The organism is Salinisphaera sp. SPP-AMP-43, from assembly GCF_049568105.1.
GTDB lineage: Bacteria > Pseudomonadota > Gammaproteobacteria > Nevskiales > Salinisphaeraceae > Salinisphaera.
The window spans coordinates 2,012,591-2,036,771 of sequence record NZ_CP145335.1 but is presented as its reverse complement, the minus strand read 5'-3'; the positions used below and the strand labels follow the sequence as shown (position 1 = coordinate 2,036,771).

Sequence of the window (24,181 nt, the reverse complement as noted above, 5' to 3'; positions counted from 1 at the left end):
TACCGGCCGAAATCGTACTCAAAAAAAGGCCCGACGATAGTCGGGCCTTTCGGACGGTCAGGCTTTCGGCTGCTCCGGACTGTCCGGAAGCGTCGAATCGCCAGCCGATTCCCGGGCCAGATGTAGAAAGTGCAAATGACTTTCGTACTGATCGAGAATATCGGCGATGATTTGATCCTTCGAATAATCCATCAAATCATAGCCTTGCGTACCCTCGGTCAAAAAGACCTCGAGCCGGTAGTAGGACGAGTTCGAACGCGAGGTCCGCATTGCGAAAGTCGGAGTCTGAAACTCGCGCGGCCAGACCTGGTAGTTGAAGTCCGGTTCATCCATGAGATCGACGCGCAATGCGCCGTGGCGTTCGTCGCCCTCGCCCTCGGTGGCCACCTCAACGTTCATGCCCTGAGCACGTAATTCCTCGGCGACCCGATCCATGGCCGGACGGATCGTATTGTCGAGATAACGCATGGCATGCCGATAACTCGGGAAACTCATCGCTCGAGCCACTCGCGTGGTCCAAGACACGCCCTCGCGGCCGCCCATGCGGCTGGACAAATGCCCCGGCAGGCTGACGCGTTGGCTATCCACCTTGTAGACCTCCATCTTCAAAGCCTTCCATAGCCCGGCGATCATAAAGAACAGGACGACCGAGAACGGCAGCCCAGCCACAACGACCGCGCTCTGCAGGGTCGACAGGCCACTGGTACCGGAGCCGGCCAACAGCAGCGCCAGTGTGACCACACCGATAATCGCCGACCAGATGATGCGCATCCAGACCGGTGCGTCGCTGTTCACGTCCTTGAGAATCGAGGTGAAATTTGACAGCACCAGGGCCCCCGAGTCGCCTGACGTCACAAAGAATACGATCCCCAGGATCGTGACCCCGAGCGTCGACAGCAGTGGCAGCGGTAACTGGTTGAGGAACAAATAAATGCCCGACGGCGGGTTATCCATAACCTGCTGGCCGAACTCGGTACCGCCCTGCATGACCATATCTATCGCCGAGTTCCCGAGCAGCGACATCCAGATCATCATGAACAGGATCGGCAGCGTCATGGTGCCGGCCACGAATTCGCCGATCGTACGCCCGCGGGAAATACGCGCCAGGAACAGACCGACAAACGGGGCCCAGGCGATCCACCAGGCCCAGAAGAACAGCGTCCAGCCGTCCAGCCAGCTGGTCGGTTGGGAAAACGAGAAGGTATTCGTGGATAGCGAGACGAAATCGGTCAGATAGTCGCCGATGTTAGTGACGAAGGTGTTGAGCAGAAACAGCGTTCGTCCGGTAAACAGCACGAACAGCAGCAGCAGGACCGCCAGCAGGATATTGAACTCGGAAAGCCGACGAATGCCTTTTTCGACGCCGGTGACCGCCGAGATCGTGGCAAACGCCACGATGGCCACGACCAGACCTACCTGGGTCCAGACGTTCGCGGTGATACCGAACATGTACTCCATGCCGAAGTTGAGCTGCACGATGCCGATACCCAGGGCCGCCGCGATACCGAATACCGTGGCCACCACGGCCGCAATATCTACCGTATGGCCGATCCAGCCATAGATTTTCTTGCCGAACAACGGATAGAGCGCCGAGCGAATGGTCAGCGGCAGATCGTAGCGATAGGAGAAAAACGCCAACGACATGCCGACCAGCGAATAGATCGCCCAGCCGGATATCCCCCAGTGCAGAAACGTGATCTCCATGGCATGGCGAGCAGCCATGGCCTGATCATCGGGCACGTCGGGGGCATTATAGAACTGGGTCAGCGGCTCGGCGATACCATAGAAAATCACGCCGATGCCGATGCCCGCAGAAAACAGCATCGCCGACCACGAGAATAGGTTGAAGTCTGGCCGCGATTGCTCCGGCCCGAGTCGGATGCGCCCGAAACGGGATACCGCGACCCCGATGACGAACACCAGATAGATGATGACGGTGAGGAAGTAGTACCAACCGAAAGTCGCCGAGATCCAGCTTTTGACCGCGCTGATGGTCGATTGGGCCTGATCGGTAAAGATCATGGTCCATAACGAAAACGCCACGATGGTCAAAGCCGATCCGTAGAAGACTACCGGGTTCAACCGATCTTCAGATGGCTTATGTTCGTCTGAAGCAAGTTTCTGGCTCATATCGCTCCTGGCAATAGAAGTTGCCGGGAGCCCACTGTTGCTCGACCGGTGCAGTATGCACTTGCATACCGCGGTACCGCACACAACGGCTCCACGGTCGCTGTTCTGGCGACGTACACGGAAGGTCCGAAGGCCCCCGATGGGCGAACGCGGCGCACACTACCCCCTGGCGCTCCGCGTTCGATTACTGCGCAAGACTGCCCACAAGACCGCGGACTTGCAACTCGTACGCATGGAACTCGGATACCGTGACGGCCGGTTACGGACCGCGACAGGCATAATTACGGCATGCGCCATGCCCGTACTTTCGATTACGAATGCTGTGCTATGGCATCGATGAAGGCCTGGCCGTAGGCCTGTCGTTTCTTGGCACCGATGCCCGGAATGGCGGCCAGCTCGTCAACGTCGTTTGGCCGAGCCGCTAGCATTGCGCGCAGGGTCGCATCGTGGAAGATCACATAAGGCGGGACATCCTGTTCCCGGGCCAGTTCGAGACGCAGCGCGCGCAGGGCCTCCCAGAGCGGCTCATCCTCAATCTCGATCGGCGGCAGCTCTTTCTTGGCGCTCCGGCGGGCTTTCTGACTGCGTCGATCGGCTCGCAGTTCGAGAACGCGTTCACCACGCAACAGTTCACGACACCCCTTGGCCAGCTGTAGGCCGCCGTAGGCCTGTTCAACCCGGACATAGCCGAGCGCCACCAGTTGTCGGACAATCGAGCGCCACTGCTTGGCCGCCAGATCCGTGCCGATGCCTGCTGTGGACAGGGTATCGTGGCCGAGATCGCGGGCGCGATCACCATGCGCCCCACGCAGGTGATCGACGATATAGCCGGTTCCGAAACGCTGGCCGGTTCGATAGATCGCCGACAACGCCATACGAGCATAGCGAGTGGCATCGTAGGTTTCCGGTGGATTAAGGCAGGTATCGCAGTTGCCACAGGGCTCCGGGTATTGCTCGCCGAAGTAATCCAGCAGATTCGCACGCCGGCAAGTGGCCAGTTCACAGTAGGCCAGCATGGCATCCAGCTTGCCGCGCTCGACCCGCTTGCGTTCTTCCGGCGCGTTGCCCTGCTCAATCATACGCCGGCGCTGTACGGCATCGCCCAGGCCATACAGCATCCAGGCGGTTGCCGGTGCGCCATCGCGCCCGGCCCGGCCGGTTTCCTGGTAATAGGCTTCCATGCTGGCCGGCAGATCGACATGCGCGACGAATCGCACATCCGGCTTGTCGATTCCCATGCCGAAGGCCACGGTCGCACAGATGATCACGCCTTCCTCGCGTAAGAAACGCGATTGATTATGGGCCCGCATCGCCGGCGATAGCCCGGCGTGATAGGCCAACGCGGTATAACCCGCGTTGGATAACCATTCTGCAGTTTCTTCGACCTTGCGCCGCGATAGACAGTAGACGATGCCGGCCTGCCCGGCATGTTCGCGATCGATGAAATCAGCCAGTTGCTGCTTGGCGTTGCCATGCTCGGCGACCCGGTACTGGATATTCGGGCGATCGAAGCTGTGTAGATAATGCCCGGCCTGCTCCAGGGCCAGCCGTTCGACGATCTCGTCGCGGGTCGGCAGGTCGGCGGTCGCAGTCAACGCAACCCGCGGTATGTCTTGAAACTGCTGGGCCAGCAGTGCGAGCTGACGATATTCCGGCCGGAAATCATGCCCCCATTGCGATACGCAATGAGCCTCATCGATCGCAAACAAAGCGATATCACAGCGCTGGATCAGTTCAAGGGTTCGCGGCTGCAGCAGGCGCTCGGGTGCGATATAGACGATATCCAGCGCGTTGGATACCAGATCTCGCTCTATGGCGACCTGGTCATCGAAGTCGAGCGTGGAATTGAGATAGGCCGCAGCCACCCCGAGCTGTTGCAGTGCTGCGACCTGATCGGCCATCAGTGCAATCAACGGCGAGACGACGATAGCCACCCCGGGACGCACCAGGGCCGGAATCTGGTAGCACAACGATTTGCCGCCGCCGGTCGGCATGAGCACCAACGCATCGCCGCCGGCGACGATATGGTCGATGATGTCGGCCTGCTGGCCGCGGAACTGGCTATAACCGAAAACCGATTCGAGCGCCTGCTGCGCTGTCCATTGCGGCGCCGTCACGACGTCAGGTCTAGCGCGGCGGCCGCATCGGCTAGCGGAATCACATAGAACAGCACGGCGAAAAAATGACAGGCACTGCCGGCAATCACGAATAGATGCCAGATCGCGTGGTTGTAGGGCATGCGCTCCCAAGCGTAGAAGATCACGCCCGCGGTATAGGCCAGACCGCCCAGTAGCAGCAGCCAGATACCACCGGCAGCGACATTGTCCAGCAGCGGCTTGATCACCAAGACTACGGTCCAGCCCATGGCCACGTAGAACGACGTCGACAGATACGACACACGGCGCAAACGTGTGGTCTTGATGATTACGCCGGCCAGCCCTAGAGCCCAGATCAGGCCCAGCAGCGTCCACCCCCACACTCCGCGCAGGTTGACCAACGTGAACGGGGTATAAGTCCCGGCGATAAGGAAATAGATCGCCAGATGGTCAATGAGCTGTAATACCGTCTTGGCCCGCGGCGGCGCAATGCTGTGATACAGGGTCGAGGCCAGATGCGAAAAAATCAGACTGGTGCCGAAAATCGAGACACCGACAATGTGCCAGACGCTCCCCTCCAAGGCGGCATAAACCACCATGATCACCAGTCCAGCAATCGACAACGCCGTGCCGATGCCGGAGGTCACCGCATTGGCGATCTCTTCGCCGAGGGTATAGCCGCTCATGTTGACGCGCGACGTCGATCTTACGCTGCTCATGGGCCTATTGTGCCACGGGCAAGGCGCGTTGCCCTCGGTGTATTACAGCGCGGACGACGCCTTCGCGGCTTGGCGTCGTCCGCTCTGCCCCCTACTTAAGCGTTGGCGGCCTTGGCGACCTCGGGCTGCGGCGTCTGCGAATCCTCCGCCAGACCGTCGTGATAATAATCTTTCGGGTCGAACACATCGACCTGAATGGCGGCGAGTCGTGCCTGCTCCGCGGTACGAACCTGTTCGGCCTCGACGGCATCGATCAGCCCCTGGGCCTTGGCTTGGTCGATCGCATCAAGCACGCTCGCCGCATCGATCTGGCGATCCCGCATGGCTTTTTTGATCCGGGCCAGCGGTTTTTGGGCCGCGCTGATCAACCGCCAGGCATGCAGAAGCCGCCCCATCCCTGGCTCATCGTCACGCGGCTGGCCGAGGCCTTCGAGTGCAATGCGCTGATATTGCTCACCCGGGGTCTGGATCGTGGCCGCCACTGCCCGGTCTTCGCGATCGCTTGGCCCGCTGGATAGCGGATTGATACGCAACCAGAAACGACCCGGGTAACGCAGCAACCAACCGACGATCGGAGTATCGAAATTGGCATAGATCCCTTCGAACGCCTGTTGCACCTGCAGCAGACTGTACTTGAGCGCCCAGTGCACGACTGGCAAGTCTTCTTGTCGTGCGCCCTCGGCATGAAAACGCCTGAGCGTGGTCACACCAAAGACCATCCACGACAAGGCATCCGCAAAACGCCCCGAGAGTTGACCGCGCTGCTTGAGCTTGCCGCCGACGCAGAACATGGCCAGATCCGTGAGCAGCGCGAAGCGCGATGCCGCCCAACCGAGCTTTTTGAAGTGGCGCGCGGTCGCATCGTCGACCGGGGCACGCACCGTAGCGCCGCGGGTGAGACCACGCACTACGGTGCGACCGAAGTTGACCAGGGAATGCCCCATCCAGCCCAGGATCGCCTGACGGAAGGCTGCAACATCCTTGTTTTCGACAGCGTTCAGGGTGGTCAACGCATAGGGATGACAACGGACCGCCCCCTGGCCGAAGATCATCAGCGTTCGGGTCAGAATGTTCGCCCCCTCGACGGTCACGCTGACCGGGGCAGCGATATAACTGGAGCCGAGGATATTGTTCGGCCCTTGCATGACCCCCGCCCCAGCCATGACGTCCATGCCGTCGACCAACAACTGTTGGCCGAGTTCGGTCGTCTGCTGTTTGAGAATGGCCGAAATCACCGGTGGGTGGTGGCCGGCATCCACGCCTGCGCAAACATAGATCCGCGAGGATTCCAGCACATAAGCCAGCGCCGCCGTACGGGCAACCTTGGCCGCCACCCCTTCCATCAGCCCGATCGGCAAGCCGAACTGCTCACGCACCATACTGTACGGGCCGACGGCCGCCGCTGCCGATTTGGCTGAGGACACACCGCCCGCCGGCAGCGATACGGCTCGGCCGCCACCGAGCTGTTCCATCAGCATCCGCCAGCCCTGCCCGGCTCGGGCCGTACCTCCGATGATGTGGTCGGCCGAGACCACGACGTTTTCGCCGTAAATCGGGCCGTTGTCGAAGGGCCCGATAGGTAGATGATGATCGCCGAGGCTTAGCCCGGGCGTGCCTTTCTCCAGCAAAACGACAGTAATGCCCGGGTATTCTCCAGCGCCAAGCAGGTTATCCGGATCATGCAAACGACAGGCCAGACTCACCAGATTGGCCACCGGCGCCAGCGTGATATAACGCTTGGAGAAGTTCAGACGCAGCTTGATCTCGCCACTGTCGTCTTTGAAAACCGTTCCCTCGGCTCGGATCGACGCGGCATCCGAGCCGGCCGTCGGCTCGGTGAGCCCGAAACAGGGCACGAGCTCGCCGCTCGCGAGCCTGGGCAGATAGTGCGCTTTCTGTGCCTCGGTGCCGTAGCTGATCAACAGTTCAGCCGCACCCAGCGTATTGGGTATCACGACCAGCGTGCCAACCGGGCCGAGCTGGGAGGTCTTCATCATCACCGCGCTGCGCGCCAGAGTCGAAAACCCAGCCCCTCCATAGGCTTTTGGAATGATCAGACCAAAAAAGCCGTTATCTCGCAGAAACGTCCAGATGTCTTCGGGGATCCGCCGAGTCTGCTGGAGTTGCCAGCGATCCACCTTATGCAACAGCGTTTCTACCGGCCCTTCCAGAAATGCCTGCTCTTCCGACGACAAGTTTGGATAAGCCTCGGCCATGATCGAGCGGAAATCAGGATTACCTGAGAAGATCTGTCCATCGATCCAGACCGAACCAGCAGTCAACGCCTGGCGCTCGGTCTCTGAGATTCGAGGCAAAACCTTGGCCTTATCAAGCTTTTCTAAGATCGCTGCAAACATGGATACTCCGGGGCAGACAACGAAACAACGACGGCACGAACCGGAACCGTAGGCGACGTTCTAGCCATGCAATGCATAGAGAATAACCGGAAAAACCATCGGCTCAAACAATAATAAAAATTACCATTTTCAAAGTCGACGAACTAAAATTTTTATCCGCAGAACGATTGTGTGCAATTATCGGGGTGGTTAAACAAGATTGGGCGAAGACTGAGCGAGTGTTAGAGTGCGCGCCGTGTTCCGCGTAACAGGTGTTACCTCGTGATCGATCGCTACCCCAAGACCACCGCCGAACGAGAGCAGGCATTGGCGCAAATCGATCCCGGAACTCGGCGCCGCATCGAAGAAGCAGCCCGTGTTCTGTTTGCTGAACGAGAGTTTCATCGCGTCAAACTGATCGATGTCGCCAAGCACGCCCATATCAGTCTGCAGACGCTGTACAAGTACTATGGCAGCAAGGAAACGGTACTGTTTGCCAGCCTCGATACCTGGCTGAGTACTTTGGCCCAGCGAATGATCGATCATTTGCACGGCATCGAGAACTTCCGTGATCGACTGCGCAAGGTGTTCTGGGTCTTGCTCGATTATTTCGAGCGCCAGCCCGAGGTCGCTCAGATCATCCTGAGCTCGGTGTATCTGAACACCTGGCGGGACGACGATACCTTTCGGCAGCCGGAATTGATGTCGGTGTTTCTCGGTGTGATTCGAGAAGGCCGCGAATCCGGCATCCTGAGCTCCACGGTCAGCGAAGTCGAAATTTCGGATTTCATTTGGGGGGTGGCCAACCGCAACGTCGGCATGTGGCTAATGCGAGGGCGAAAACATGGGCTGGCCGAGCGTGCCCCCGTCTTGTTCGAAATGATCTGGCGGGGGATCGCCAGTGACGAAGCACTGGCCCGGACTCTTGATCTCGAGGACCAGTCGGCGGTGAGTTGAAGCCGTAGTCGCTTCGAACTACAGCGTCTGCGTCGGCTGATCGCTGTTCAGCTGCCCGGTCAGCAACGTCTCGATGCGTTGCTGGACCACGATGCCGTCCGGTTCGATGAACTGCACGCCGATGCCTGGAGGCCTTTGAGTGCCGGGCCAGGAAATCCAGACGACCCGCCCGGCCACCGTCAATCGCTCGTCCTGCTCCTGCAGATGCAGGAGTAGAAAGACCTCGGAGCCCAATGCGAAGCGCATATCCGACAGGTGCGGTTCGCCAACGAACAGCCCCCCGTCACGGATGAACGGCATATACGCTTCATAGAGCGCACGGTTGTTGGGCACGTCGAAACGAACGATACGGGACTGCCCGGCGGGTTTGCTGTCGGTACTCATGGCTGCGTTGCGTCGGCCACCTGCTGACTCAGCTCGATGAAAACCGACTCTACCACCAAACGCCAGTCGGCGTTGCTATCGACCATGCGCGCCACTTCGGCGACCCGACGGCTCCAGGCTTCCAGACGACGCGGGCCGAGTCTTTGCGCCGCACGCGCCAGATTCGTCTGTGCTGTGTCGTCTTCTTGGCCAACCAGGCTCGCGCGCATCAGATCGTTACAGCGCCGATAGAGCCAATCGACCCATAGCCGCCGCTCGGCCTCGTAGGCGCGTTCGGCAACGCTGACCGGGTTGGCTCGACGCGCTAGCAGCCGCAGCAGATCCTTGTCCCATTGGGCCAACAATTGATCGACTTCATCCCCTTGGTGAGCAATCACAGCCAACGGGGATCGCAGACGATCATCGTCTTCCTGGCTGGCATCGACCCCCTGTTCGGCAAGCCACTCCCGAGCCGTAGCCGGATCGGCCGCCGGCACGGTCCAGAGCTGGCAGCGACTACGAATAGTCGGCAGCAGCGACGAGACCCGATCGCTGATCAATACGATATGACAGCCGGCCGGCGGCTCTTCGAGTGTCTTGAGCAGGCTGTTGGCGGCGCTGATCGAAAGCGCATCGGCCGGGTCGATCCAGCCCACACGGCCGGTTTCGTACTGCGGGGTCAGATGCAGTGCATGCGAAAACTGCCTGACCTGAGCGACCTTGATCGTCTTACCCTTATCCTCCGGGGTCAGACGCGATATGTCGGGATGGGTACCGGCGGCGAACTGGCGACAGCCGGCGCATGCGCCACAGGCGCGGCCGTCGTCAGCGCGCGAACGACATAGCAGTGCGGCCACGACCTGACGTGCAAAACGGCGCTTGCCAACCCCCGGTGTACCGGCGATCAGCACGCCATGGGCCACCCGATCGTCTCGAATCCCAGCTGCTACATGCCTCCAGAGCGGCGCATGCCAGGGCAGGATCGGCATTGTCGAGGCTTGTTGCGTCATAGCCAGACGTGCGCGGCTGCGATCACCGCCCGGGAAACCTGCTGGCTCGATCCGGCAGCGTCGATGAGTGCATAGCGCTCGGGATTGGCCCGGGCCCGCATTTGATACGTCTCGCGGACCACAGTATGAAATGCCACAGCCTCGTGATCGAAGCGGTTGTCCTCACCCCGGCTTCTGGCACGCGCCAAGCCCTGCTCGACCGGCAGATCGAGCACCAACACCCCGTCCGGGCGCCGCTCGCCCTGAACCAGGCGCTCGAGCGTCGCGACTGCAGGTTCACCCAGTCCGCGAGCGACCCCTTGATAGGCAAAACTGGCGTCGGTAAACCGGTCACAGAGCACGATTTCACCATTGTCCAGGGCCGGCTCGATCACCTGCAGCAAATGCGCCGCTCGCGCAGCAAAAATCAAGAGCAGTTCGCTCATGGCTGGCATCGGTGCTTCGTACTCGCCCATCAGCACGCCACGAACGGCTTCGCCGAGCTCTGTACCACCGGGCTCACGGGTGGTACGCACCGTATAGCCCTGGCTACGAAGGTGCTCGGCCAGCGCGGCGATCTGGGTCGACTTACCGGCCCCTTCGCCGCCTTCGAAAGTGATGAATCGTCCACCGTCGATCGCTACAGAACTCATGAACCGCCTTTCTGATATTTACGCACTGCCCGATTCTGCTCGGCCAGCGTATCGGAAAACACATGCGTGCCATCGCCGCGCGATACGAAATACAGCGCGGAACCGGGTTTTGGATGCAGCGCTGCACGGATCGAGGCCCGCGACGGGGAAGCAATCGGCGTCGGCGGCAGCCCGGCACGCGTATAGGTATTGTAAGGCGTATCTTTTTCCAGATCGGATTTGTGGATATTGCCGTCGTAGTCGTCAATTCCGTAGATCACGCTCGGATCGGTCTGTAGCCGCATGCCTTGACGCAGGCGCCGGGTGAAAACACCCGCGATACGCGGACGCTCGCTGGGTGCTGCGGTTTCTTTTTCGATGATGGATGCCAGAATCAACGCCTGATACGGCGAGTCGATCGCGATATTGTCGGCCCGATTCGTCCAAGCCTGGTCCAGAAAACTTTGCATCGCCTTATAGGCGCGCTTCAAAAACGCCACATCGGTCATACCGCGTGGAAACATATAGGTATCCGGCATGAACAAGCCTTCTGGCTTGCGTTCGGGATGACCGAGCGCCGCCATGATCTGGGCGTCGTTTTTATCCTGGAGCGTATGCTTGAGCGCCGAATCCTGATTCACGGTCTGCATGATTTGGGAAAAGCGCCAGCCCTCGACCAGCGTCAGCTTGTGTTGACGAATCTTGCCGGAGACCAGCAAACCGACCAGCTGGGCCGGTTTCTGTCGCGCCGGCACCAAATATTCGCCGCTTTTGACGCTGGTCGCCTTGCCGCTCAGGCGCGCATACAGTGACAGATAACGCTCGTCTCGCGCCCGGCTGACGATCTGCTTGCGCCGCAGTTGATGCACGAGCGCGCTGAAGCTCGTGCCCGGCGCCACCTCGATATGCTGCGGCTCGAAATTATCGAGCGGCTGGGTAAAAAAACGGGCTACGTCGGCTGCGAGCAGACCGGCGGCCAAGAGGCTGATCACCATCAGCCCATAAACGATACGTCGGACCACGAGCGCGGCGTCTCCTTTGCTTGCTATTCGCTGTCACGAAGCAGTGCGTTCGCCTGCCGGGCCAACCCGGAGCTCGCGACGAAACACTGTTCGGCGATACGGCTGACCGAAATAGCGTCGCCGACGCTGTTACAGGCCACGACCGCTGTAAATTCCGGCAACGCCGATAGTTCGATGTCGCTTACCGTGATCGGGCGACCCAGTTCGGCGCGCGCGGCCATCAGCCGCTGCCGAGTTGCACCGGCCACCCCGGCACGCGTTAGTTTCGGGGTCCACCAGTGGCCGGCCGCATCGGCAAACACCAGGTTCCGCATCGTGGTACTGATCATGCGCCCGGAACTATCGCACATCAGCGCATCGGCACTGTGACGTTCGGCACAGTCGCGGCGTGCCAGTACCTGTTCGAGCCGGTTGAGATGCTTGACCCCTGCCAGCAACGGCTGATCGCCAAATGCCACCGGCGACCGCTCGAGTTCCAGCGAATCCGGCAGCGTGCTCGGATCGGCCGAAGTGACGGTCACGATACGTCGAGCATTCGCCTGCAACGCGGGGGTATAGCCACGACCGCTGCTGCCTCGGGTCACCATGATCTTGGCGATCGCCGGACCCAGCATACCGCCAAGCCTGGTCAGGTCGCGCGCCACGACATCGGCAGCTGGCGTCGGTAAATACAAGGCGCGACAATCGTGCGCCAGCCGTGCGTACTGGGCGGCCCACGCCACCGGCCTGCCTCGTGCGAGACGCAGCGTACGAAACACACCGTCCCCATAGGCCAGACCGCGATCGTCGGCTGCTACGTGATCACTGGGCCGACCATCGACCAGACAGGACTCAGCCACGGCTCTGGCCTTGGGGCCAAGCAAAGGCCCGGAGCACACCGTGGGCTTTATGGCGTGTTTCCTCGAGCTCGGCCTGCGGCTCTGAATCCGCGACGATTCCGGCCCCGGCGCGGAGCGTCATCTGCCGGCCCTTCTGGGTTATCGAACGGATGACGATATTGGTATCGAGCGTACCGCAACGGCTCAAATACCCGACGCTACCGGTATAGGCCCCGCGTCCGACTGTTTCGAGTTCGGCAATGATTTCCATGCACCGAACCTTGGGGCAGCCGGTGATCGTGCCGCCCGGAAACACGGCCTTCAGTGCCGCCCCGGGTCCGATATCACTGGCAAGTTCGCCGGCCACGTTCGATACGATGTGATGCACGTGTGCATAGGATTCGACGATCATCAGTTCATCGACTTCGATCGTCCCCGGACGACAGAATCGCCCCAGATCGTTGCGCACCAGATCGATCAACATCACGTGTTCGGCCCGTTCCTTCGGGTGGGTAATCAACTCGCGACTGATCCGCTGCTCCGCGCCAGGATAGCGCCGCCGGGTGCCTGCAATCGGCCGAACGCTGGCGCGGCCACCCCGAATCGACAACAGCCGTTCCGGCGAAGAACACACCAATGCAGCTCCCTGCCACTGCACGAGGGCCGAAAACGGGGCCGGATTGCTGGCGCGTAACGCCCGATACACATCCGCCGGCGTACAGTCATGCTGTAGCTCGCCCTGCCAGGCACGCGCGAGGTTGGTCTGGAACACATCCCCGGCTCTTATGTACTCACGCGCCTGGGTGACCGCGTCGGTGTAATGCGTTGGCGGATCCTCATGCCAGGCAGCAAGCGGCGCATCAGACGGTGGCCCAGAATACGGCCCGATCCGACTCACCGCCGCCAATTCCGCACGGAGCGCCTCTACGCGGCGATCATCGCCCGCCTCGGAAATGATATCCACGGTATGACGTTGTCGATCGTGCACGATCGCACTGGTGCAACGTAGCGCCATGGCCATCGGCAGCGGATCGTCAGCTATCGGCAGGTGCAGGCTTGGTTCGACACCCTGTGCCATCTCGTAGCTCAAATAGATGAGCCAGCCACCAATGAACGGCAGATCGTCATGGCCGGCCGCATTCGACTGCGCAGCGAGCTCGTCGAGCACATCGAAAAAAGCCGCTGGATCGTCGAAATCCTCGGCCTTAATCACCCGCTCGGGATCGGCCAGGAGGATATCGTAGCGGGACTGGGCGGCCGCCCCGGCGCTCGACTCTAGCAAGGCCGGAAAAACCTCGGGATTGGCAGCCGCCAGATGATGCAACGCCGGGCAATGCCCGGCTTCGAGTGTCAGACGGGCCAGATCGGCGCTAACGACGATACGGCCCTGGTCTCCATGCTCTGTCGTCAATCGAAACGCTTGAGAATCAACGAGCCGTTGGTCCCCCCAAAGCCGAACGAGTTCGACAGGGCCGCATTGATTGTCATATCGCGGGCCGTATGCGGCACATAATCCAGATTGCAGCCTTCGTCCGGCGTATCCAGATTGATCGTCGGCGGCGCGACTTGATCGCGAATGGCCAGCAGCGTGAAGATCGCTTCGGCCGAGCCGGCTGCCCCGAGCATATGTCCGGTCATCGACTTGGTCGAACTGACCGCGACCCGCTTGGCAGCACTGCCCAACACCGACTCGATCGACTGGCTTTCGGATACGTCGCCGGCCTGGGTGGAAGTCCCATGGGCATTGACGTAATCGATATCTTCACCCGTCATTTCGGCATCGGCCAAGGCGTTGGTCATGCACTGGCGTGCCCCATGACCGCTCGGCATGGTGATGTGATGGGCATCGCCACTCATGCCAAAGCCGACGACTTCACCGTAGATACGGGCGCCGCGCGCCTTAGCGCTTTCCAGATCCTCGAGCACGACCACACCGGCCCCGTCCGACAGCACAAAACCGTCGCGGTCGACATCCCAGGGACGGCTAGCCGCCTCCGGATTGTCATTGCGTGTCGACAATGCCTTGGCAGCACAGAAACCCGCCAGCCCGATCCGATTGACCGCCATTTCACAGCCACCGGCCACCATGGCCTCGGCATCGCCACAGGCGATCAAACGCGCGGCCAAACCGATGTTATGCACACCGGTCGTGCAGGCCGACACTGCTGCGATATTAGGGCCGTGCAGATTCAGCTGGATCGAAACCTGACCTGCGGCCATGTTCGCGATACTGCTGGGAATGAAAAACGGCGAAACCTTCTTCGGGTTATAGCCCGATTCGTGAAAGCCGGCACAGGTATTCAAGATCGTACCGATCCCGCCGATACCTGAACCAACGGCCACACCGACCCGCTCGTTGTACTCGTCGGACAATTCCAGTCCGCTATCTTGCACGGCCTGCACGGAGGCAGCCACACCGTAGTGCACGAACGGATCGAAGCGCTTGGCTTCCTTGGCCGACATGTACTGAGTCGGATCGAAATTGCGGATCGGACCGCCGAAGCGAGTCGGGTATTTCGACACATCGAACTGTTCGATGGCCGAAATACCGCTACGGCCGGCAAGAATGCCAGCCCAAGTCGATTCCACGTCCAAGCCCAGTGGGGAAATCATCCCCAGGCCCGTTACTACCACGCGACGCTGTTTCAACGACGCCCCCTCCAACAGATGGTGCCGCCTCTGTCGGACGGCCTTAACACGGTCGGCCGGCAATCTTGCGCCCGGCCGACGGCTTTAGCGGGCGGATCAGCCCTCGGCGTGCGACTTAATGTAGTCTACCGCATCCTTGACGTTGACGATCTTCTCGGCTTCCTCATCGGGAATATCGATTTCGAATTCTTCCTCAAGCGCCATGACCAGCTCGACCGTATCCAGCGAGTCGGCACCCAAGTCGTCGACGAACGAGGCCTCCGAGGTCACCTGGTCTTCACTGACCGACAGCTGCTCGGCAATGATTTTCTGTACTCGTTCTTCCACGCTACTCATGGGTTGTCTCCTGTTTGCTTGCTTTTTGCGCGTTCATGAAACGCGAATCCGCCCTCGCGAACCGCGCGCCATTCTAGGGAAAAAGGAACCGTCTCGCCAGGCGATCACGCCCCCATATAAAGGCCGCCGTTTATACTCAGCGTCTCGCCCGTAATATAACCGGCCGCAGGCGACACGAGAAATGCCACCGCTGAGGCGACATCGTCTACCGCACCCAGTCGGCCCAGCGGGATCTGTTCTAGCATCGTCTCGCGGGTCTGCTCTGGCAGATCGCGGGTCATGTCGGTCTCGATGAACCCCGGAGCCACGGCATTGACCGTGATCGAGCGCGAGCCGACCTCGCGGGCCATGGAGCGCGTCAGCCCCAGCAGACCGGCCTTGGCGGCGCTGTAGTTCACTTGGCCGGCGTTACCGCTCAGCCCGACCACCGAACCGATGTTGACGATTCGACCGCCACGGGCCTTCATCATGCCCTTGAGCACGGCCTTGGATACGCGGAACACACCGGACAGATTGGCATCGATCACCGACTGCCAGTCATCGTCCTTCATGCGCATCATGAGCGTATCGCGCGTGATGGCGGCGTTATTGACCACGATCGTCGGCGCGCCGAATTCCTTACCGATCGTCTTGATCAGCGTCTCTACGGCCTCTGCGTCGGTCACATCCAGAACACGGCCTGCACCCGCAGGGGTCTTGCCCTTGAGCCGCTGATCAATGTTCTGCGCTCCGCTTTCGCTGGTCGCCGTACCGATCACGGTGGCGCCATCATCAGCCAAACGCTCAGCGATAGCGGCGCCGATACCCCGACTGGCCCCGGTCACGAGCGCGATTTGCCCGGTAAGATCTGTCATGGTCTTGCCTGCGGTTGGGTGGTGAACAGTCGAAAACGTTTCAGGATGCGTCGTTTTCGGCGCTGGCCTGCAACGCGGCATCCAAACCGTCGGCCAAGGGCAGGCTCTGGATCGACTTGTCGATCCGCTTGTTCAGCCCCGAAAGCACTTTACCTGGCCCGCATTCGACGAAAACGTTGCAATGCTTGGCCACCAGCGTCCGAATGGTTTCGGCCCACTGGACCGATTGCGCCAACTGCCCTACCAGCGCTCGACGAATACCTTCAACGTCGTCTCGCGGACGGGCATCGATATTGTGATACACCTGAATGGCCGGCTCGCGCAGCGGAATATCCTGTAGATGAGAGGCTAAACGATCGGCTGCCGGACGCATGAGCTCGCAATGCGATGGCACGCTCACTGCCAGCGGTTTGACCATTTTCGCGCCTTTGTCCTTGGCCAGAGTCGAAGCTTTTTCGACTGCTTCAGCGTGGCCTGCGATCACCACCTGCTTGGGCGCATTGAAATTCGCAGCCGACACGCTAAGCCCCTGGCTCGACAGAGCGGCTCGCGCCTCTTCACAGGCCGCTCGAACGTCGTCGTCCGACAGTCCGATCACGGCCGCCATGGCGCCTTCGCCGCCGGCAACCGCATCTTGCATGGCCTGACCTCGCAGACGCGTCAGACGCAGCGCATCGGCAAAATCCATGCTGCCCGCCACCACTAAGGCACTGTATTCACCGAGGCTATGCCCGGCCACAAAGCTCGGCCGCGTGCCACCGGCCGCCTCCCAGGCCCGCCATACAGCCACGCTCGAAGCCACGAGTGCAGGCTGCGTATACTCGGTTTGATCGAGCGTTTCAGCTGGCCCGCGATGCACCAGTTCAGCCATGTCGTAGCCGAGGACCTGGCTCGCCTCATCCAGCGTTTGATCGATCGCGGGATGCTGCTGCCCGAGTTCGGTCAGCATTCCGACCGATTGTGCCCCCTGTCCGGGGAAAAGCATGGCAAATCGCGACATACAGCCTTTCTGGATCAAGCCTTGGAAACGAATGACTGCATGATACCCGGGGCCAGCCTGCTTGGCCACGCGAAAATCGGCTTTGCTAGAATTATGTGCTTCGATTCTTGCCGGCGGAGGCCGTCATCATGGTCCATGCCGAATTGACCGTTGCAGCAATCATCAAACGCGATTCGCGTTATCTCGTCATCGAGGAGATCGCTCACGGTCGACGCGTCATCAACCAGCCCGCCGGCCATGTCGAGCCTGGCGAAACCATTCTCGACGCGGCCGTTCGCGAAACCCGCGAGGAAAGCGCCTGGCGTTTCAACCCCACAGGCTTTATTGGAATGTATTACTGGCCGCACGACGATGGTCGTACGACGCTGCGAGTCGCCCTGGCTGGCGATGTGGACGATCACGCGCCGGACCAGCCGCTCGACGAAGGCATACTCACCACCCACTGGCTCAGTCGCGACGACCTCGCCCTGCGCTCGGATCTGCGCAGCGCGCTGGTGCTACAGTCGATTGACGATTACGAGCGTTTCGACAGCATGCCCCTCGAGCGCGTTCGACATATGGGGCAGGCACGATGAGAGCGGTGGAACGCAATCCGGCCGACACCCGCGTGATCGTCGGCGTGTCCGGCGGTGTAGACTCCTCCGTGGCGGCTCTCGAACTGGTCGAGGCGGGCTATCAGGTCGAAGCCTTGTTCATGTTCAACTGGAGCGAGGACGAGGCTGGCCGCTGCCAGGCCGCAGACGACTTCGACGATGCCGCCACGGTCTGCGAGGCTCTGGATATCCCGCTGCATCGCGCCGATTTCTCGCGCGAATACAAGGCCCGGGTGTTTCGCTATTTTCTGGATAGCTACGCGGCCGGCCGCACGCCGAATCCAGACATATTGTGCAACCGCGAGATCAAGTTCGATGCTTTCATGCATCACGCCGATCGCCTGGGCGCCGATCTGATCGCAACCGGCCACTATGCCCGCCTCGACCATGCCGACGGTTATACGCGACTGCTGCGCGGGGTCGATCCGAACAAGGATCAATCGTATTTTCTCTCCGCCGTACCTCGGGCCGCTCTCGAGCGCACCCTGTTTCCGCTAGGCGCAATGGCCAAGACTGACGTACGAGCGAAGGCCAAGCGCGCGGCTCTGCCGGTCCATGACAAGCCAGACAGCACTGGCGTGTGCTTCATCGGCGAGCGCGACTTCGAAGGCTTTCTGCGGCAATATCTTTCAGGACGAGCCGGGCCCGTACGGGTTTCCGGCGGGCCCTTGGATCAGCAGGCGATTGCCGAGCACTCGGGGCTGGTCTATTACACCATCGGCCAGCGACGTGGCCTTGGGCTCGGCGGCGTGGCCGGGGCCGAACAAGGACCTTGGTATGTCGTCGACAAGGATCTCGGCTCCGATACGCTCTGGGTGAGCCAGGACGCCCATCACCCGGCGCTCGAACAGACCGAGCTGATCGCCAGACAGCCCCATTGGCTGACCGAAGCCCCCACCACGGCGCTACGCTGCACGGCCCAGGTCCGTTATCGTCAGGCGGCACTGCCCTGCACAGTAATCCCGCACGACGACAGCGTGCATGTGTGTTTCGATCAACCACCGCGCGCGATCGCCCCGGGCCAGTATGTTGTGTTTTACGATGACGACCACTGCCTGGGCAGCGCTGAAATCCAGACCTCCGGTGGCCACGATGCCGTCCCGGCCGATTTTTCGACCTCAGTTTCCGCATGACCGATACGTCTTCGACCTATAACCAGGCTCTAGCGCTCGCTGGGGTGGCACAATTCACGCTGTATGCACACGAGCTGGCCACCGATGGTCGCGACCTGCCGGTTCGCTTTGAGCGCGCCACGCACGCGATCTTCTGTACCGACCCGGACTCCGCCATGGATGTTTATGGTAGCGAGGCCGCCATCGTCGATGGTTTGCGCTATGTGCGGGTACAGCTGTCCGGCCAGCGCCCCGATGCGAAAGGCGCGGCGGTCGCACGCTATATCGGCCAGGTTCTCAAGCTGTCGGGCAAGCTGCTGGGCGACGAGCAGGCGCTCGGCCGGCTGCGCGGCGCGATCGATCGCGCCCGGCTGGCCGACCCAGACGATGCCGCGGATATCTTCAATGCAGCCTATCGCGAGACCATCAGCCCGATGAAGCCGCAGATCATGCTCCAGGGCGAACCGACCTATCTCAAAAATGAGCTCATTCAGCGCCGTATCCGCACTCAGCTGCTGGCAGCGATTCGCTGCGGCGTGATGTGGCGCCAGTGTGGCGGCGGCTTCATGTCGCTGTTCTTCCGCCGCAAGGCGCTGCTCGCTGCAGTCAGCTGAGCAGCGCGTAATCCGCAATCCGCCTTTTTGCATACATCAGCCTCATGCAGCCTAAGGCTGGAACACGCTATACTTTCATGGTTTAACGCTGTGGCGAGCACTACGCCACACAAGACCCACAAGGCCAGGAGACGAGGTCCATGACCGATAGTTTTGGTACACGTTCGCAGCTCACTGTTGGTGAGCGCAGTTTCGACTATTTCAGTCTGAAAAAGCTCGAGGAACAGTTTCCGGGCGTGGCAAAACTGCCCTATGCGCAAAAGATCCTGCTCGAGAATCTGCTGCGTCATGAAGACGGCGCCAATGTCACCGCCGACGACATCAAAGCGATGGCCAACTGGGAGGCCGCGGCCGAGCCAGATACCGAGATCGCCTTCACGCCGGCGCGGGTAGTCCTACAGGACTTCACCGGCGTGCCCGCGGTCGTCGACCTGGCCGCCATGCGCGATGCCATGAAGAGCCTCGGCGGCAGCCCGAACAAGATCAACCCGCAGTCGCCGGCCGAACTGGTCATCGACCACTCGGTGATGGTCGACGAATACGGCTCGGACAAAGCCTTCGACTTAAACGCCAAGCTCGAATTCAACCGCAACAAAGAACGCTATGCGTTCTTGCGCTGGGGGCAGGGAGCGTTCGACAACTTCAAGGTCGTGCCGCCGGATACCGGCATCGTTCACCAGGTCAACCTCGAATACTTGGCCCGCGTGGTGTTCGGCAACGAAGACACCGGTCTGGCCTATCCCGATACGCTGGTCGGCACCGACTCCCACACCACCATGATCAACGGCGTGGGCGTGCTCGGCTGGGGCGTGGGCGGCATTGAAGCCGAAGCGGCCATGCTCGGCCAGCCGATTACCATGCTCATCCCACAGGTGGTGGGCTTCAAGCTGACCGGCAAGCTGGCCGAAGGCACCACCGCCACCGACCTAGTGCTCACGGTCACCGAGATGCTGCGTGCCAAGGGCGTGGTCGGCAAATTCGTGGAATTCTATGGCGATGGCCTGGCCGATCTGGCCTTGGCCGATCGCGCCACGATCGCCAACATGGCGCCCGAGTACGGCGCGACCTGCGGCATCTTCCCGGTCGATGAAGAAACTATCCGCTACATGGAGCTGACCGGCCGCGACGCCGAGCAGCTGGAACTGACCCGTGAATATGCCAAGGCACAGGGTCTGTGGCGCGAGCCGGGCCAGGCGGATGCCGACTACACCGATACGCTGGAACTGGATCTGTCGACCGTACAGCCGTCGCTGGCCGGGCCGAAGCGCCCGCAGGATCGCGTGTTGCTATCGGACATGCAGGCAACCTACGAGCGCGAGGTTCAGCCGTTCATCGAAGCGCGGGCCGAAAAGCAAGGCAAGAGCCTGGCCGAGGCCAAGCAGCAAAGCGAAGGCGGGCTTACCTCGGACTCCGTCGGTGGCCCCACGCATGCGCCGGTCAGCTATAAAGACGCCGAGTTCGATCTGCACGACGGCTCAGTCGTAATCGCGGCGATCACCTCCTGCACCAATACCTCCAATCCAGCCGTAATGATCGGCGCGGGTCTACTGGCCCGCAATGCGATCAACAAGGGCCTGCAGGTCAAACCCTGGGTCAAGACGTCGCTGGCACCCGGCTCCAAGGTCGTGACCGAATACCTGGAAAAGGCCGGCCTGGACGACGATCTTGATCAGCTCGGTTTCCAGCTGGTCGGCTATGGCTGCACTACCTGCATCGGCAACTCCGGCCCGCTGCCGGACCCGATCGGCGAAGCCGTGCGCGGACACGACTTGAACGTAGCCTCGGTGCTGTCCGGTAACCGTAACTTCGAAGGCCGTGTGCACGGCGATGTGCGCATGAACTTCCTAGCCAGCCCGCCGCTGGTGGTGGCCTATGCGCTGGCCGGCACGGTCAACACCAACCTGACCAGCGAGCCGATCGGCCAGGACAGCGACGGCAACGATGTCTATCTCTCCGACATCTGGCCGTCGCAGAAGGAAATCTACGACACCATCGGGTCGTCGCTGAACTCCGAGATGTTCAAGGATTCCTACGGCGACGTGTTCGCCGGCGATACGCGCTGGCAGAACCTGGACGTGCCGGAAGGCGAGATCTACGAATGGGATGAAGATTCGACCTACGTCCAGAATCCGCCCTACTTCGAAGGCATGAGCGTCGACGTCGGCGAGATCTCCGAGATCCAGGGCGCGCGCTGCCTAGCCAAGCTGGGCGATTCGATCACGACCGACCACATCTCCCCAGCCGGTGCGATCACCCAGGACTCGCCCGCGGGCCAGTATCTCCAGGAGCAGGGGGTCAAACCGGCGGACTTCAACAGCTACGGTTCGCGCCGCGGCAACCACGAAGTCATGATGCGCGGCACCTTTGCCAATGTGCGCCTGCGCAACCAACTCGCCCCGGGTACCGAAGGCGGCTGGACCCGGCATCAGCCTTCGGATCGTGAGATGTTCATCTACGACGCGGCAATGGAATACAAGGATGAAGGCACGCCGCTGGTGATCCTTGCCGGCAAGGAATACGGCACCGGCTCGTCGCGCGACTGGGCAGCCAAGGGCACTCTGTTGCTCGGCGTCCGGGCCGTGATTGCCGAATCGTTCGAGCGCATCCATCGCTCGAACCTGGTTGGCATGGGTGTGCTGCCGCTGCAATTCAAAGAAGGCGACTCCCACGAATCGCTGGGCTTGGACGGCAGTGAAACCTTCGATATCGAAGGCTTGGCAGCCGGTGCAACGAGCGTGACCGTCAAGGCAACGAAGGAAGATGGCCAGACCATCGAATTCGAAGCCAAGGTGCGCATCGATACGCCCAAGGAATGGGACTACTATCAGAACGGTGGCATCCTGCAGTACGTTCTGCGCCAGTTGGCCAAGGCAGCCTAAAGCAGCCCAGCCTGCTTGCTAAAGCTGAAAAAGCCCCGCTCCGGCGGGGCTTTTTTGTATCCGATCGAAGGCTCCGACCATGCCCAGGCGAGCGCGGCCTCGGCGCCCTAGATGGGCCTGCCTGCCTTCGAAACAAAAGCGCACGCGCGCTCTTTCCGTCGCCCAAGACTCACCTTGGACCGTTGCGATGCGACTGGCGCCATCGCCACTCAGCGCGAGAACACGCGGTTGCGATACGAGCCTTGATATCGCATACATCGCTGGCACCGAATACCTGTGGTCGACACACCCGCGATACCGTTCACACAGCCGAGCCTCGGCAGCTTAGCGCTATCCCGCCCGGTCAACACTGGCGATGGTCGACACTGCGAACCGCAGGCGGCCATGCGATCGACGGCGCTGAACATGAATGCGCCCAACAGGCTATAAAAAAAATCCGTCACCAACGGCCTGGGCGCGCTAGGCGTATCCGTCGAGATCCATCATTTGCTATGCCAAGCTATACCGCTTGGCTATAAAGGCCTGCCTCCGCTAGGCAAACAGCGGAGGCAGACATCGGCCGCAAGAGCAAGGCCGAGTCGAGCGACGGCCCAACCGGGCCGACAACTCAAACCCCACAGCCCCGACTGGGCTGGCATATCCCTGGTCAATTCATAAAAGCTCACCCCCGCCGAGCACGACGCATGACATGCGTCAAATCCTTTGGACAATTCCAACAACCAACTCCGGGCGATCGGCAAAACCGCCATACCCCTTAAAACCCATCGTCGAAGACGGCTCAGGCCGCCACTTTTTCAGCAACACCGCGCTGGGCGCGACGCGTGGACGGCCAGTTCGCCAGGTCGACTTCGTCGCGGATGTCTCGGCAAACCTTGATGACATGATCGAGCTCCTGACGGGTCAGCGACGAATTCAGCGACAAACGAATCAGTGAACGATTCGCGGCCGTAGCCGGTGCACAAAATACCGAGCCGAATACCCCGTGTGCTTCCAGGGCGTCGCGCAGCACGATAGTGCGATCTTCAGGGCCGGCCTCGAGGGCGATGATCTGGGCCTGACTTATGCTGACGTTGTAGCCCAGCTTGTCGAGGTTCTGCCTCAGATACTCGGTATTCTCGAATAGCCGGCGACGCTGCGCGTCCGCCTGCTTGATCAGCTCGAGCGTCTGATCCAACGCAGCAATATCCGGCGGCAACAAAGCCGAACTGAAGATGGCAGGGAACGAGTGATACTTGATGAACTCGCGCAGGCGATGGCTGCAGGCAATCAGGCCGGCACGCCCGGCAAAGGCCTTGGCCAAGCTGGCGGTCACGAAATGCACTTTGTTCTGCAGGCCCAGGCCGGCCACGATGCCGCTGCCCTGCCAACCGTGGGTCCCCAGAGAATGGGATTCGTCGACGATCATCACGCAGCCGGCCTTGTCTGCTATGTCGACGATCTCAGCCACTGGGGCCACACTACCGTTCGTGCTGTACACCGAGTCGATCACGACAATACCGGGGCCATTCCGCTTGATCAGCGATGCCAGATGCGAGGCGCTGTTATGCCGGAACGGCTTGGCCGCCAGGCCTGCCGCCTGTATTCCCTGCCAAAGCGAGGCATGCGCCATCATGTCGATATAGACCGGGGTGTCTTCAGTAGCGATAGCCTGGATCAAGCCCACGTTGGCGGCATACCCCGACTGGCAGATCAGCGAGGACTCCATCGCCATCCAATCCGCCATGCGCTGCTCGAAGTCATCCTGCGGGCTATCACCATGCAGATAGACCGCCGACATCACCATCGTATTATCCGATGCGCTCAGGGTATCGATCTGAGCTTGGCGGATCAGCGGATGATTGGCCAGGTTGAGGTAGTCATTGCTGACCATCATAACCGCCCCCGGTCCGGGCTTGCTGCCGCGCATGATATGACTCCCCTCCTGCCAGGTTTCGCCTCGTTTTTCGTAGTAATCATCGACCCGCGCACTCAGAAGACGCGGCTCGACAGCGTTCATCGAATCTGAATTTTTCTGGGCACTAGACTCTAAATAGCTCATTTTTCTACCTATTTTGATAAAATAGCGACGAGACGAAAAGTCTC

20 protein-coding genes are annotated in these 24,181 nt (G+C 60.8%); 5 read left to right on the top strand and 15 right to left on the bottom strand.

Translation table 11 applies throughout. From position 1 onward, the window contains the following. Positions 1 to 57: 57 nt before the first annotated feature. From betT to V5738_RS08645, 4 genes are all read right to left on the bottom strand, one after another. A complete protein-coding gene (gene betT / locus V5738_RS08660) occupies positions 58 to 2,130 on the bottom strand; it encodes a choline BCCT transporter BetT (RefSeq protein WP_423824018.1) in 2,073 nt (690 codons plus the stop codon). Positions 2,131 to 2,441: 311 nt separating this feature from the next. Next, positions 2,442 to 4,247, bottom strand: a complete 1,806-nt coding sequence (gene recQ, locus V5738_RS08655) for a DNA helicase RecQ (protein WP_423824017.1) — start codon at positions 4,245 to 4,247, stop codon at positions 2,442 to 2,444. Further along, on the bottom strand, positions 4,244 to 4,945 hold the full coding sequence (gene trhA / locus V5738_RS08650) for a PAQR family membrane homeostasis protein TrhA (RefSeq protein WP_423824016.1): 702 nt from the start codon (positions 4,943 to 4,945) through the stop codon (positions 4,244 to 4,246). The genes recQ and trhA overlap by 4 nt, the downstream gene beginning before the upstream one ends. A gap of 95 nt (positions 4,946 to 5,040) precedes the next feature. Next, a complete protein-coding gene (locus V5738_RS08645; protein ID WP_423824015.1) occupies positions 5,041 to 7,260 on the bottom strand; it encodes an acyl-CoA dehydrogenase in 2,220 nt (739 codons plus the stop codon). A gap of 303 nt (positions 7,261 to 7,563) precedes the next feature. Between V5738_RS08645 and V5738_RS08640 the strand changes: the two genes are divergently transcribed. Next, a complete protein-coding gene (locus V5738_RS08640; RefSeq protein WP_423824014.1) occupies positions 7,564 to 8,238 on the top strand; it encodes a TetR/AcrR family transcriptional regulator in 675 nt (224 codons plus the stop codon). Positions 8,239 to 8,256: 18 nt separating this feature from the next. On the opposite strand, the gene V5738_RS08635 is transcribed toward V5738_RS08640, so the two are convergent. From V5738_RS08635 to fabD, 10 genes are all read right to left on the bottom strand, one after another. Next, on the bottom strand, positions 8,257 to 8,622 hold the full coding sequence (locus V5738_RS08635; RefSeq protein WP_423824013.1) for a PilZ domain-containing protein: 366 nt from the start codon (positions 8,620 to 8,622) through the stop codon (positions 8,257 to 8,259). Further along, positions 8,619 to 9,611 (bottom strand): DNA polymerase III subunit delta', encoded by a 993-nt coding sequence (gene holB / locus V5738_RS08630; RefSeq protein ID WP_423824012.1) that lies wholly within the window; start codon positions 9,609 to 9,611, stop codon positions 8,619 to 8,621. Before holB ends, V5738_RS08635 begins: the two co-directional genes overlap by 4 nt. Next, on the bottom strand, positions 9,608 to 10,243 hold the full coding sequence (gene tmk / locus V5738_RS08625) for a dTMP kinase (protein WP_423824011.1): 636 nt from the start codon (positions 10,241 to 10,243) through the stop codon (positions 9,608 to 9,610). The genes holB and tmk overlap by 4 nt, the downstream gene beginning before the upstream one ends. Then, the gene (gene mltG / locus V5738_RS08620; RefSeq protein ID WP_423824010.1) at positions 10,240 to 11,244 is read right to left on the bottom strand and encodes an endolytic transglycosylase MltG; all 1,005 of its coding nucleotides are present in this window, start codon (positions 11,242 to 11,244) and stop codon (positions 10,240 to 10,242) included. The genes tmk and mltG overlap by 4 nt, the downstream gene beginning before the upstream one ends. 23 nt (positions 11,245 to 11,267) lie before the next feature. Then, the gene (pabC, locus tag V5738_RS08615; protein WP_423824009.1) at positions 11,268 to 12,083 is read right to left on the bottom strand and encodes an aminodeoxychorismate lyase; all 816 of its coding nucleotides are present in this window, start codon (positions 12,081 to 12,083) and stop codon (positions 11,268 to 11,270) included. Further along, the gene (locus V5738_RS08610; RefSeq protein WP_423824008.1) at positions 12,076 to 13,473 is read right to left on the bottom strand and encodes an aminodeoxychorismate synthase component I; all 1,398 of its coding nucleotides are present in this window, start codon (positions 13,471 to 13,473) and stop codon (positions 12,076 to 12,078) included. The genes pabC and V5738_RS08610 overlap by 8 nt, the downstream gene beginning before the upstream one ends. Beyond that, positions 13,470 to 14,711: a beta-ketoacyl-ACP synthase II gene (fabF, locus tag V5738_RS08605; protein ID WP_423824007.1), complete on the bottom strand. Its 1,242-nt coding sequence runs from the start codon at positions 14,709 to 14,711 to the stop codon at positions 13,470 to 13,472. The genes V5738_RS08610 and fabF overlap by 4 nt, the downstream gene beginning before the upstream one ends. Positions 14,712 to 14,807: 96 nt before the next feature. Continuing rightward, on the bottom strand, positions 14,808 to 15,047 hold the full coding sequence (gene acpP, locus V5738_RS08600) for an acyl carrier protein (RefSeq protein ID WP_006912784.1): 240 nt from the start codon (positions 15,045 to 15,047) through the stop codon (positions 14,808 to 14,810). Positions 15,048 to 15,151: 104 nt separating this feature from the next. Continuing rightward, positions 15,152 to 15,901 (bottom strand): 3-oxoacyl-ACP reductase FabG, encoded by a 750-nt coding sequence (fabG, locus tag V5738_RS08595; RefSeq protein ID WP_423824006.1) that lies wholly within the window; start codon positions 15,899 to 15,901, stop codon positions 15,152 to 15,154. 40 nt (positions 15,902 to 15,941) lie between these two features. Further along, positions 15,942 to 16,901 carry an ACP S-malonyltransferase gene (fabD, locus tag V5738_RS08590; RefSeq protein ID WP_423824155.1) on the bottom strand — a complete coding sequence of 320 codons (960 nt, stop codon included), beginning with the start codon at positions 16,899 to 16,901 and terminating at the stop codon, positions 15,942 to 15,944. A 128-nt stretch (positions 16,902 to 17,029) separates the two neighbouring features. On the opposite strand from fabD, the gene V5738_RS08585 reads away from it, so the two are divergent. The 4 genes from V5738_RS08585 (at position 17,030) to acnA (ending at position 22,099) form a co-directional block, all read left to right on the top strand. Then, on the top strand, positions 17,030 to 17,476 hold the full coding sequence (locus tag V5738_RS08585) for an NUDIX domain-containing protein (protein WP_423824005.1): 447 nt from the start codon (positions 17,030 to 17,032) through the stop codon (positions 17,474 to 17,476). Beyond that, positions 17,473 to 18,627, top strand: a complete 1,155-nt coding sequence (gene mnmA, locus V5738_RS08580; protein ID WP_423824004.1) for a tRNA 2-thiouridine(34) synthase MnmA — start codon at positions 17,473 to 17,475, stop codon at positions 18,625 to 18,627. Before V5738_RS08585 ends, mnmA begins: the two co-directional genes overlap by 4 nt. Next, a complete protein-coding gene (locus V5738_RS08575; protein WP_423824003.1) occupies positions 18,624 to 19,220 on the top strand; it encodes a lysogenization protein HflD in 597 nt (198 codons plus the stop codon). Before mnmA ends, V5738_RS08575 begins: the two co-directional genes overlap by 4 nt. Positions 19,221 to 19,360: 140 nt before the next feature. After that, on the top strand, positions 19,361 to 22,099 hold the full coding sequence (acnA, locus tag V5738_RS08570) for an aconitate hydratase AcnA (RefSeq protein ID WP_423824002.1): 2,739 nt from the start codon (positions 19,361 to 19,363) through the stop codon (positions 22,097 to 22,099). Positions 22,100 to 22,877: 778 nt separating this feature from the next. On the opposite strand, the gene cqsA is transcribed toward acnA, so the two are convergent. Beyond that, positions 22,878 to 24,095 carry an alpha-hydroxyketone-type quorum-sensing autoinducer synthase gene (cqsA, locus tag V5738_RS08565; RefSeq protein ID WP_423824001.1) on the bottom strand — a complete coding sequence of 406 codons (1,218 nt, stop codon included), beginning with the start codon at positions 24,093 to 24,095 and terminating at the stop codon, positions 22,878 to 22,880. Between the last annotated feature and the right edge of the window lie 86 nt (positions 24,096 to 24,181).